Origin of the sequence: Dactylosporangium sp. NPDC000555 (genome assembly GCF_040300025.1) — a bacterium.
In the GTDB taxonomy this organism is placed as follows: domain Bacteria; phylum Actinomycetota; class Actinomycetes; order Mycobacteriales; family Micromonosporaceae; genus Dactylosporangium.
The window spans coordinates 1-11,023 of sequence record NZ_JBEPDB010000142.1 but is presented as its reverse complement, the minus strand read 5'-3'; the positions used below and the strand labels follow the sequence as shown (position 1 = coordinate 11,023).

General features: G+C 72.8%; 10 protein-coding genes and 1 pseudogene. 2 read left to right on the top strand and 9 right to left on the bottom strand.

The window, feature by feature from the left end:
• Positions 1–205: transposase family protein (locus ABT297_RS41320; protein WP_350559067.1), on the bottom strand; the 205-nt coding region annotated here is incomplete at its 3' end.
• Between the two features lie 435 nt (positions 206–640).
• Between ABT297_RS41320 and ABT297_RS41315 the strand changes: the two are divergent.
• Positions 641–958: pseudogene (locus ABT297_RS41315) on the top strand (LuxR C-terminal-related transcriptional regulator); the annotation flags it as partial.
• A gap of 30 nt (positions 959–988) precedes the next feature.
• On the opposite strand, the gene ABT297_RS41310 reads toward ABT297_RS41315, so the two are convergent.
• A complete protein-coding gene (locus ABT297_RS41310) occupies positions 989–2,023 on the bottom strand; it encodes a nitronate monooxygenase (protein ID WP_350559064.1) in 1,035 nt (344 codons plus the stop codon).
• Entirely contained in the window at positions 2,020–2,670 is a 651-nt protein-coding gene (locus tag ABT297_RS41305; protein ID WP_350559061.1) for a TetR/AcrR family transcriptional regulator, read from the bottom strand. The genes ABT297_RS41310 and ABT297_RS41305 overlap by 4 nt, the downstream gene beginning before the upstream one ends.
• A 59-nt stretch (positions 2,671–2,729) precedes the next feature.
• On the opposite strand from ABT297_RS41305, the gene ABT297_RS41300 reads away from it, so the two are divergent.
• On the top strand, positions 2,730–4,274 hold the full coding sequence (locus ABT297_RS41300; protein WP_350559057.1) for a DHA2 family efflux MFS transporter permease subunit: 1,545 nt from the start codon (positions 2,730–2,732) through the stop codon (positions 4,272–4,274).
• On the opposite strand, the gene ABT297_RS41295 is transcribed toward ABT297_RS41300, so the two are convergent.
• From ABT297_RS41295 to ABT297_RS41270, 6 genes are all read right to left on the bottom strand, one after another.
• Complete coding sequence (locus tag ABT297_RS41295) at positions 4,219–5,160, bottom strand: carbohydrate kinase family protein (protein WP_350559054.1); 942 nt, start codon at positions 5,158–5,160, stop codon at positions 4,219–4,221. The genes ABT297_RS41300 and ABT297_RS41295 overlap by 56 nt on opposite strands.
• Before the next feature lie 38 nt (positions 5,161–5,198).
• Positions 5,199–5,999 (bottom strand): alpha/beta fold hydrolase, encoded by an 801-nt coding sequence (locus tag ABT297_RS41290; RefSeq protein ID WP_350559051.1) that lies wholly within the window; start codon positions 5,997–5,999, stop codon positions 5,199–5,201.
• A 55-nt stretch (positions 6,000–6,054) separates the two neighbouring features.
• Positions 6,055–6,744, bottom strand: coding sequence for a class I SAM-dependent methyltransferase (locus tag ABT297_RS41285; RefSeq protein WP_350559048.1), 690 nt, complete (start codon positions 6,742–6,744; stop codon positions 6,055–6,057).
• A gap of 74 nt (positions 6,745–6,818) precedes the next feature.
• Positions 6,819–7,487: a response regulator gene (locus tag ABT297_RS41280; RefSeq protein WP_350559045.1), complete on the bottom strand. Its 669-nt coding sequence runs from the start codon at positions 7,485–7,487 to the stop codon at positions 6,819–6,821.
• Positions 7,484–8,701, bottom strand: coding sequence for a sensor histidine kinase (locus tag ABT297_RS41275; protein ID WP_350559042.1), 1,218 nt, complete (start codon positions 8,699–8,701; stop codon positions 7,484–7,486). Before ABT297_RS41275 ends, ABT297_RS41280 begins: the two co-directional genes overlap by 4 nt.
• 10 nt (positions 8,702–8,711) lie before the next feature.
• The gene (locus tag ABT297_RS41270) at positions 8,712–10,697 is read right to left on the bottom strand and encodes a polysaccharide deacetylase family protein (protein ID WP_350559039.1); all 1,986 of its coding nucleotides are present in this window, start codon (positions 10,695–10,697) and stop codon (positions 8,712–8,714) included.
• Positions 10,698–11,023: the final 326 nt, after the last annotated feature.

The following is an 11,023-nucleotide window of genomic DNA, read 5'->3' as shown; positions in this document are numbered from 1 at the left end:
GTGGTCGGCGGCCACCGACTGGCAGGTCACGCGGCCGGGTCACCCGCCGGCCCTTCGAGCGCCGGGCCCGGGTGCCGCAGTCCGGGCAGTGCCGTGCCTGTTCATCGGCGGTGACCAGGTGCACTACCGGTCCGTCGGGGTCGTCGGCGACCCCGACCACGGCCAGGCCGTGAAGGCCCAGCAGCCGCGTCGTATTGTTAGCCACGCCCGTAGCTCTTCTGTTGTGATCATCTTGCTTCGACAACAACATGATCTACGAGAGCTACGGGCATCTATCAGTCAGGGTCCACAGTGGAACGTCAGCCGACCCTCAGACCCCCGCCAAGTTCGAAGAGCCGGAATGAGTCGTCTCCACGGGCGACACGGAAACGGTTGTGACTTCTTGGACCGTGGCGCCTGCCGCTTTCGACTCAACCGATGCCCAGTGCCTCCGCCGGGATTACTACGCGGAGGTTGCCAGCCGACACTGGCGACGGCCCACTACCGCAGAGGAAACTGATCAGGGATGGGCCGGCGATGGTGCAGCCCGAGGACGAGCGGGATCAGCCCCAGGTAGGGCAGGGCCCGATCGGGCGACGAGCACATTCTCGCGGCGCTGCACGCGGGCGCGCTGGGATACCTGACCAAGGACGCAGGTCGGGTGCAGATCGCCCAGGCGGTGCGCGCCGCGGCGGCCGGCCAGTCGGTGCTCGACCCGCACGTGCAGCAACGCCTGCTGGCCGCCGCCGTCCAGGAGCGCCCACCGCCCACCGCCGGCCGCCGACCCGCGAGCGGCCGCGCCCGGCGCCGCGTCTCCCGGCCCGCTGCCCGACGGCCTCAGGCGCGCGAGGCCGAGGGGCTCGGGCTGATCGCGGCCGGCCTGTCCAACCGTGAGATCGCGCAGCGCCTGTTCGTGACCGAGGTGACCGTCAAGTCGCACGTGAACCGGCTCTTCGCCAAGACCGGCGTGCGCGACCGTGCGGTACGCGTACGAGCGCGGCCTGACCGTCTAGGCTTCGGCCGCCAGCGCCGTGAGCACCGCCGCGGCCGGGCCGTCGCTCGCGTGCCGGAACCCGGTGCCCGCCCACAGGTTGACCCGCTCGGCGTCGCCGGCCGCGGCCGCCGCACGGCGCAGGGGCGTTGTCAGGTGGTGTACCGCCGGATAGCCCAGCGGCGCGCGCTCGTGGTATTGCCGCACGAACAGGTTGCGCAGCGCCCGCGCCGGCCGCCCGCTGAACGCCCGCGTGACGACCGTGTCCGCTCCGGCCCGCTCGGCCAGGGCGGCCTTGTGCACCGCGGAGGCGCCGCTCTCGTCCGTGCGTAGCAGCGCCGTGCCGACGATCGCCGCCTCGGCCCCGGCCCGCAGCGTGTCGGCGACGGAGCCCGCGGTCGCGATCCCGCCGGCCGCGAACAGCGGCAGGTGCACCGTCGCCCGGATCGCCCGCAGCAGGTCCGGCAGCGGTACGTCCCGGGGCATCACCTCCGGCGTGAACGTGCCCGAGTGCCCCCCGGCCGCCAACGCCTGCACGACGAGCCCGTCCACCCCGGCGTCGGCCGCGGCGCGCGCCTCGTCCGCGGACGTGACCGTCTGCAGCACGACGGTGCCGGCCCGCCGCAGCGCCGCGACGATCCCCTCGGGCGGCAGCCCGAACGTGAACGAGAGCACCGGCACCGGCCGGGCGAGCAGCAGGTCGACCTTCTCCGCCCAGTAATCGTCGTTCTCGAAGAGCTCGGCGGCGGACAGGTCCAGCCCGAACCGCTCGCCCTCGGCCCGCAGTTCCTCCGCGTATCGCCGGAACTCGGCCGCGTCGACGGGCACCTGGTTCGGCGCGAACAGGTTGACCCCGAACGCCTCCGTCCCGCCCTCCCGCACGGCGTCGATCTGGGCGGCGAGGTCGTCCGGCGTGCGATACCCGGCGGCGAGGAACCCGAGCGCCCCGGCCCGCCCGGCCGCCGCGACCAGAGCCGGCGTGGTGGGCCCACCGGCCATGGGCGCCGCGATGACGGGCGAGGTGACACCGAGGTCCGCGAACAGTGCGGTCATGCCCCCGATTGTCTCTCGCTCGGGCGGCGGTAGGCACGCAGGAAGATCTGTACGCCGCCCGCGGCCAGGCGGGCGATCTCGGCGTCGTCGAGCTGCACGGCGCCGTACCAGGAGCGGTTGTTCACGCGGCCGGTGACCAGCAGCCCCAGGAACTCGGCGGCTTCCATCGGGTCGGGGATGTCCAGCAGGCCCAGCTCGGCCAGCTCGGCCAGCCGGTCGGCGAGGGCGCGCTGGACGGAGCCGGCGGAGGCCCGCTCCAACAGGGCCGGGAAGTGCGACGCCTCCGCGATCATGAGACGCATCACGGCGGCCCGCTCCGCCGATCGGGCGATCTCGACGGCGAACTCGCGGCCGAAGCGGGTCAGGGCGGCCTCGAGGTCGTCGAACCGGCCGACGGTACGGTCTAGCAGCTCGTTGAACGCCGCCGTCTGCGCCTCCTGGGTCTCCCGGAGGGTCGACAGGAACAGCTGCTCCTTGTCCCCGTAGTAGTCGTAGATGGTGCGCTTGGAGACGCCCGCGCTCGCGGCGATGGCGTCGACGCTCGCCCGCGCGTAGCCCTCCCGCACGAAGACCTCGAGCGCCGCGCGCGCGATCGCGGCGCGCTTGACGGGTGACCCCTGACGGAGCGGGGCCGGGGCATTCGACATAGCCACCACTATACGGTGCAGTGTAGCCCGGAACTACACTGCACCGTATAGTGCAATTCATGAGCGAGACTGTCGCGCGCCTCGACCGTGCCGTACTCAGGCTCAGCGCCGTCGTCGTCACCGGCACCATCACCGCGATGCTGGACATGACGATGGTCACCGTCGCCCTGGCCGGCATGACCCGTGCCTTCCACGCCCCCATCGCCACGGTGCAGTGGGTCAACACCGCGTATCTGCTGTCGATCGCGATCATGGTCCCCCTGGCCGGCCGGCTGGCCGAGCGGTTCGGCATCCGGACCATGTGGCTGTTCGCGCTCACCGCGTTCATGGCCGGTTCGGCGCTGTGCGGCACCGCCTGGTCGGTGGGCAGCCTGATCGCGTTCCGGGCCGCACAGGGGATCGGCGGCGGCATGATCGTCCCGCTGAGCATCATGATCCTCGCGCACGCCGCGGGCCCGCAGCGCCGCGGCCGGGTGATGGCGATCGCGGCCGTGCCCACGCAGCTCGCGCCCGTCGTCGGCCCGCTGCTCGGCGGCCTGATCGTCGACGGACTCGACTGGCGCTGGATCTTCTACGTCAACGTACCCGTCTGCCTGCTCGCGCTGGCGCTGTCCTACCGCGGCATCCCGGCCGACGGTCCGCGGCAGTTCCGGCGCCTGGACCTGCCCGGTCTGGCGTTGCTGTCGCCCGCCGTCGCCCTGCTCGTCCTCGGCCTGTCCCGGACCGGCGCGCCCGGCGGCGGGCTCCTCCCGCTGGTCGCCGGCGCGGCCCTGCTTGCCGCCTTCGTCGTCTACGCACTGCGCACGCCCGGCGCCCCGGTGCTCGACCTGCGCCTGTTCGCGCACCGGGCACTGGCCGCCGCCTCGGCGCTCGGTTTCGTGTCACGACTGTCGATCTTCGGCGCGTTGATGCTGATCCCCCTGTACCACCAGCAGGTCCGCGGCCACGACGCGCTCACCGCCGGCCTGCTCCTGGCCCCGCAGAGCCTCGGCACCATGCTCGCCCTGCCCTACGTCGGCCGGCTGACCGACCGCGTCGGCGCGCGTCCGGTCGTACTCACCGGAATCGCCGTGACCACGGTCGGCGCCATCGCCTACACCCAGGTGACCTCGCACACCGCCGACGTCGTCCTCGCCGCCGCGTTGCTGGTCTGGGGCATCGGGATCGCCGCCGTCGCGGTCCCGGTCTCGTCCGCCGCCTACCAGGGCCTGCCGCCCACCATGATCCCTGGTGCGACCAGCGCCATCACCATGGTCCAGACCGTCGGCGCCTCGATCGGCGCGGCCGTGCTGGCGGCGATCCTGCAGCACCGCACGGCCCACCACCCCGGCGCGCCGGCCGCCGCCTACGCTGACACCTTCCGGTGGGTCACCGGCTTCACCGCGTTCGCGGCGATTCCCGCCCTGCTCCTGCCAATGCGGCCGGCGAGGAAAGACGACCCGATACCGCCGGCCGAGCAGGAAGGCCCGACACGGCCGGCCGGAAAGGAAGGCCCGACACGGCCGGCCGAGCAGGGAGGCCCTATGCGGCCGGCCGAGCAGGGAGGCCCTATGCGGCCAGTCGGGAAGGATCGACGCCCGGGAAGCCCGGAGCCGCACGCGTGAGCGCCGCGGCCAGCTCCGGCTCCGTGATCAGCTCCTCGTGGGTGCCGGCCGCCCCGCAGGCGAAGGCGCCGGAGACCGCGCCGGCCAGCGCGCACTCCGGCACCGGGCGGCCCCGCTGCCACCGGCTCATGAAGGCGGTGCTGTACGCGTCGCCGGCGCCGTTGCTGTCCACCACCGGGCGCTCCGGGCGTGCCACCGGGAAGCGCCGCACGGCCCCGTCCGCCCCGGCCAGGACGCGGCTGCCGGCCTCGCCCTCGGTGGCGATCACGACCGAGGCGCGGCCCTCGGTCGCGATGCGCTTCATGATGTCGTCGATGCGCTCCGGCGCGGCGGCGGAGCTGAGGAACACGAGGTCGGCCTCGCCGGCCATGGGCCACGCCCAGTCGTCGGTGCCGTTCCAGGCATGCACGTCGGTCGAGGTGGAGATGCCGAGCCTCCGGGCGGCGGCCCAGACCGCCGGGGTGCGGGGGGTGGCGACGTGCACGTGCGCGGCGCGCTCGACGAGGGGCAGGTAGAACTCCTCCGGCAGCACGGTGCCCTCGGGGTGGCGGCCGTCGAAGAAGGAGAAGCGACGGCCGCCGGCGTCGACGAGGTTGACGCTGCGCGGGGTGCCGTTGGGGGCCGGGTGGCCGCTGAAGTCGAGGCCGGTGGCGGCGTAGCGGGCCCGGATCAGCTCGCCCTGCGGGTCGTCGCCGATGAAGTCGGCGAACTTGGTGCGCAGGCCCAGCGCGTGGAAGCCGAGCGCCACGCCGTTGCCCGAGTGGGCCACGTAGTCGCGCACCGGGGGCACCGGCAGGTAGTCGCCCGGCGGGACGGCCAGCTCGGGCACCCGGACGATGGTGTCCACCCCGGCACCGCCGAGCACCAGGACATCGAAGTTCGCCATGGCCGGCAGCATAGCCGCGAAGGCGGGCACCGAGGGGGCTACAGAGCTCCGGCCGGGACCGCGCCGAGGGCGATGTCGGCCAGCGCGCGGAGGCTCTCGGTGCCGGGGACGAAGTAGCCGTCGTGGCCAACGACCCCGCCGACCGGCAGCGGTTCGGCCCCGAACGACGGGTCGTACGGGTGTGCGCCGTGCCCGGCGCCGAGCACCCGCACGCCCGGGATGCGCCGAATCCAGTCGTCCGCCGCGCTGCCGGCCCACACGTGCGCGGCCGTGCGCAGTTCGCCCGCCGAGTCCACGCCCATGCCGGGGCTGCCGAGCGCGACGATGTCGCTCACCCGGCGGTCCAGCCCGGGCGCGGCCAGCCCGGCGACGGTGGAGCCGTAGCTGTGCCCGACCACGACGATGCGCTCGCCGGGCAGCCGGGCGACGAACTCGCGCAGCGCCGCCGCGCCGGCCGCGGCGAGGTCCTCGCGCGCCGCGTCCAGTCCCACGCCCTCCGGGGTGCGGTACCCGAGCCAGGCCACGACCGCGACCCGGTCCGCCGCGCCGGGGCCGCCGCGGGCCGCGATCTCGTCGGCGAGCCGGTGTGCCTGCCAGGCCGGGGCCCGGCGCTGCACGCCGCCCAGCCCGCGGTCGAAGTTGGCGGCGGTCGAGTTGACGCCGGGGACGAGCACCACGACCGTCCGGGCGGCGGACGGGTCGCCGACGACCTCCAGGGCCCGGCCGTCGGGGTACCGCCCGCTGTGGATCGGCAGCGGTGGCGCGGCGGCGTCCGGCTGGGTCGGGCCGAAGACGGTGAGCAGGGCGGCGACGACGGGGAGCAGCAGCAGCGTTCGCATGCCGGGGACGGTAGGAACGGGGCCGGGGTCCGATCGTCATACCGCGGAGCGGTCATCAGACTGGCTCCGCGGTACTGAAGAAGACCATCGGGTCGTGGGTGCCGGTGTGCACGGGGGCGGACATAGCCAGCCGCCGCTTCACGCCCAACAGGTGGTCGCGCAGGTCGGGGTCGCCGTGGCGGGCGGCGGTGAGGTAGCCGAGCCCGCGCCCGCGCAGCCAGCGCAGCAGCACGGTGCCCTCGCTGTTGGGCCAGGGCCGCCGGCCGTGGTAGATGTCGTGCACGGCGACCGCGACGCCGGGCTTGAGCCGGTCCAGGACCGCCGCGGTGTACCAGCGGGCGAAGCCGGCCGTGTGCCGCGCGTCGACGAGCACGAAGCCCGGGTCGTCGGGCAGCTCGGCGGTGCGCACATCGCCGCGGGTGAACCGCCATCGGGTGTGGGTCAGCTCGTCGGGCAGGGTGCGGGCGGCGTGGTCGACAAGGTCGTAGGTGTGCAGCACGCCGTCGCCGTTGTCGCGCAGGGCGCGCAGCAGCCACGAGGTGGACCAGCCGTGGTACGAGCCGATCTCGATGACCGTGTGCGGGCGCAGCGCCCGCACGGTGAGGTAGCTGATCTCGGCCTCGAGGTCGTCGAGCTTCGGGCGCATCGGGCGCCGCGCGAGGAGCTCGCGCTGCTCCTCACGGGCGATGCGCAGGTCGGCGGCGTACTCGCGGTACCAGTCGATCAGGGTATCCACCGTATACATGCGCGTGAAGATAGGCAGCCACCGTGTGCGTGCGCGTCACTCCCGGGAGCCATCCCGCACGTCGTACCGCGGGGTTACTGCTCTCCCGCGTTGACGACCCCGGTCTCGTAGGCGAACACGACGGCCTGGGCCCGGTCGCGCAGGTCGAGCTTCTGCAGCACCCGGCTCACGTGGGTCTTCACGGTCTGCTCGGCGACGACCAGCGACTCGGCGATCTCGGCGTTGGACCGCCCGCGCGCGATGAGCCGCAGCACCTCAACCTCACGCGGGGTGAGGTCGCGCAGCCGGGCCGGCTGGTGGGCCACGGCGCGCGGCCGGGCGGCGAACTGCTCGATGAGCTTGCGGGTCACCGAGGGAGCGAGCAGCCCGTCGCCGCCCGCGACGACCCGCACCGCGTTGACGAGCTCGGCGGCGGGTGCGTCCTTGAGCAGGAACCCGGACGCGCCGGCCCGAAGCGCCTCGAACACGTAGTCGTCCAGGTCGAACGTGGTGAGGATGAGCACGCGGGGCCGGTGCAGCCCGGGCGCGACGCCGAGGATGCGCCGGGTGGCCTCCAGTCCGTCGAGGACGGGCATGCGGATGTCCATGAGCACGACGTCGGGGGCGCGGTCGCGGGCCAGGGCCACGCCCTGCTCGCCGTCGGCCGCGTCGCCGACGACGACGAAGTCGGGCTGGGCGGCCAGCAGCGCGGCGAAGCCCTGCCGGACCATCGCCTGGTCGTCCACGATCAGGATCTTGATCATGCGTCTCCGTTCAGCGGGAGGGTGGCTACGACCTCGTACGCGCCGTCGGCGACCGGCCCGGCCAGCAGGGTCCCGCCGACCGCCGTGGCCCGCTCGCGCATGCCGAGCAGGCCATGGCCCTTGCTCTGGCCCTTGCCCTCACTCGCCGGTCCGGGCGCCGCGCCGGTCGGCTCGTTGCGCACGAGGACGACCAGGTCGGACGCGTGCCGGCGGATCGTGATCGTCACCGGCGCGCCGGTCGCGTGACGGCGGGCGTTGCTCAGGGCCTCCTGCACGATGCGGAACGCGGCCAGCCCGACCCCCGGCGGCACCGGTGTGCCGGGCAGCGGCGAGAACTTCACCCGCACGCCCGCCTCCCGCGCCTCCCGGACCAGTCCCCCGAGCTCGTCGAGGGTCGGCTGCGGCTCGGTCAGCGGAAGGGAGTCGTCGCGCAGCACGCCGAGCAGGCGGCGCATCTCGGTGAGCGCCTCGCGTGACGTGCCGGCGATGGCCTGCAGCTCCTCGGCCACGGCCGGCGGCACGCCCTCGATGCGGTAGACGGCCGTCTCCGCCCGCACGGCGATGAGCGACATGTGGTGCGCGACGACGTCGTGCAGCTCGCGCGCGATCCGGTTGCGCTCCTCGGCGACCGCCCGCCGCGCCTGGGCGAGCTCGGAGCGCTCCTCCTCCTCGGCGAGCGCGCGCTGCACCTCGCGGCGGCGGCGGATCTGGTCGCCGATGATGAGGATCGCCATGACGAGCAGGAGCAGCCCGGCGATGTTGGGTGGCCAGACGTACAGCGTGACGAGCAGGAACGCGGACGCTCCGGTCCAGAGCACCACGCCGCGCGGGTGACGGATCGCCACGACGGCGAGGATCAGCGGATAGCTGAGCATCTGCAACGGCTGCCACGGCCAGGGTGTGCCCTGCTCGATGTGGATGCGCAGCGGGGTGAGGATCCCCGCGAGGAACGCGATCCGCCAGGCCAGCAGCGGCCGGGTAGCGACCAGCGCGATCGGCGCGGCGATGAGCCCCGAGGCGACGAGCAGCAGCAGCCAGTCGCGGCCGCCGACCCCGCGGACGTTGCCGAGGTAGTACTGATACGCCGGCAGGCCCGACACCAGCCCGGCCACGGCGCCGATGACCGGCAGCGCCCGGCCGAGCCGGGTCTTCGGGTGGACCGCCGGATCCTTGCCGAGCAGGAACCGGCCCAAGCTCTCGACGATCCACCCCACGGTCACCATGCTATGCCAGCTGCGGAACCACCTCGTCCAGGGCCTCATCAACGGTCCGCACCGCGATGCCCTTGCTCTGGATCAGCTTCAGCTCGGCCTCGAGGTTGGCCGGCGTGACCGCGTAGGTCGGGTCTTCGGCGGTCGTGGACACCTCGTGGTACACGAGCACCAGCCAGCTCTTGTCCCGCATCGCCTGATCGACCCACTGGCCGACCTGGGCCGGCGTGGTGGTGTTCAGGATGTTGCGCACCTTGATGTTGTTGACGTCGGTGCTGTCCTTGGTGTTGAAGCCCTCGTCGGTGGAGCGGTGCGAGCGGTAGTACTTCTTGCTCGTGCTCAGCACCGTGGCGTTGTACTCGCCGTACGGGGTCGCGAGGTTCTTCGCCACGCCGGGACCGAACCACTGTCGCAGCGTCGCCTGGCTGTCCTTGAGCTCGCTGTCGATCTTTGCGGCGCTCAGCGTCGGCAGGTGCGGGTGGTCGACGGTGTGCGAGGCGATCTCGATCCCGTGGTTGGGCAGGTCGCCCATCTGCGCCTTGGTCATGTAGTCCGGGTAGCCGATCGTGCTGGTCAGCAGGTAGTACGTGGCGCCCATCCGGTACTTGTCCAGCAGCGGCACGCCGGCGGTGTACTGCGAGCGCCAGCCGTCGTCGAACGTCAGGCTGACCAGCGCCCGGTTGAGCCGCGCCGGCGTGTACTCGCTCAGCGAGAAGTCGTCGGCGTTCACCCAGCCCACCTTCGCCAGCACCTGGAAGACGGTGATCTTCGTGGCGCCGGCCGGGACGGTGTACTGCGCGCTGACCTTCGCCCAGCTCGCCGAGGCGGGCGCGGCGGCGAGGAAGGCGTACTGCGCGGAGCCGTCGGCCATGGTGACCTCGACGTCGATCTCACTGTCCACGTTGGACTGGTAGTAGTTGGCGTACTGGTAGGTCTTGCCGGGTGTGACGCTCACCGGGGCCGGGCTCCACTTGGCGTCGCCGCTGGTGTACTTCGTGATCTGCGTCTTGATGCTGCGGCTGCCGGTGCGGCCGGTGGTGAGGTAGCTGAACGCGGCCGTGTTCGTGCCCCAGCTCGAACTGCTCCAGCCGGCCGGCCCGGCGCCCGCGGCGGTCTCCACGGACGGGTTGGCGATGAGGTTGCCGGGCGTCGCCGGCGGCGGTGTGCTCGTCGTGTTGTTCACCGTCACGGTGACCTTCGTGGTGGCGGCCGTCGCGCTGGAGGCGGTGCGCGCGGTGGCCGTCACGGTGTGCACCCCGTTGGCGGCCTTCCTGGTGTCCCAGTCGGCGGTGAACGGCGCGGTGGTGTCCTCGGCGCCGAGATCGACGCCGTCGACGGCGAACCTCACGCCCACCACGTCGGCGCTGGCGGTGGCGGCGATCTGCTGGGTGCCGCCGACGGTCGCGCCATTGGCGGGTGCGGTCAGCGCGACCGAGGCCGGCGGCGGTGCCGGGTCCTTGGCGCCGGACTCGGCCAGCAGGTACAGGTCGGTCTGCAGGCTGCCCTTCTTCGCCAGCACGTGGTAGACGGACGCCTTCACCGCGTCGGCGGGGGTGGTGAGCTCGACCGAGAGCTGCTTCCAGGCGGCCGAGGCGGCGGCGTCGGCGAGCCAGGTGAACGTCTGCCTGCCCGCGGCGTTGGTGTAGACGATCTCGAGCGACGTCTGTACGTCGCTGATGTACCAGTCGGACACGACGTACTTGGTCTTCGGCTTCACGGAGACCGGCGCGGACATCCACTTGGCGTCGCCGGAGACGCGGGAGGTCATCGTGACGGCGAGGCTCTTCTGCCCGTCCTTGCCGCCGGTCTTCCAGGACGACGTGGCGCTGTTGGTCCCCCATTTGTCGAACGTCCAACTGGCCGGCCCCGAGCCCGCGGCGGTCTCCGCCGAGGGGTTGCCGATGAGGTTGGCGCCGATCGCGTACGCCGTCGCGCTTGGCAGCAGCGTCGAGAACAGGGTTGCCAGAACCCCGCCGATGAGCAATCTGAACAGGCGCACGTGTCGCTACCCCTTCGTCACGTTGAGCAACTTCGGACGGGGTATCAGACCAATCCTCCCGATATCGCGTCAACGCAGCGTGCGGACGCGGTCCCGACAGTCTCCCCGCACACCCACCTGACCTGCCGTTCTGCCAAGGAGTACGCGGGCTTCGTGCACGTTCGGATGAACTCCGACGCGCCGACGGCCGCTGCGCGATGTCACCCGCAAGTGGCACCGCGCGGGCCGCCGGCGAGTCGGAGTTCATCCGAACGTGCACGAAGCCCGCGTACTCCTTGGCAGAACGGCAGGTCAGGTGGGAGTGCGGGGAGACTGTCGGGACCGCG

Excerpts from the sequence above, each read along its gene's own strand:
- ABT297_RS41305 (WP_350559061.1), bottom strand. The coding sequence starts at position 2,670 with ATGTCGAATGCCCCGGCCCCGCTCCGTCAGGGGTCACCCGTCAAGCGC.
- ABT297_RS41280 (WP_350559045.1), bottom strand. The coding sequence starts at position 7,487 with ATGATCAAGATCCTGATCGTGGACGACCAGGCGATGGTCCGGCAGGGC.
- ABT297_RS41300 (WP_350559057.1), top strand. The coding sequence starts at position 2,730 with ATGAGCGAGACTGTCGCGCGCCTCGACCGTGCCGTACTCAGGCTCAGC.
- ABT297_RS41310 (WP_350559064.1), bottom strand. The coding sequence starts at position 2,023 with ATGACCGCACTGTTCGCGGACCTCGGTGTCACCTCGCCCGTCATCGCG.
- ABT297_RS41285 (WP_350559048.1), bottom strand. The coding sequence starts at position 6,744 with ATGTATACGGTGGATACCCTGATCGACTGGTACCGCGAGTACGCCGCC.
- ABT297_RS41295 (WP_350559054.1), bottom strand. The coding sequence starts at position 5,160 with ATGGCGAACTTCGATGTCCTGGTGCTCGGCGGTGCCGGGGTGGACACC.
- ABT297_RS41290 (WP_350559051.1), bottom strand. The coding sequence starts at position 5,999 with ATGCGAACGCTGCTGCTGCTCCCCGTCGTCGCCGCCCTGCTCACCGTC.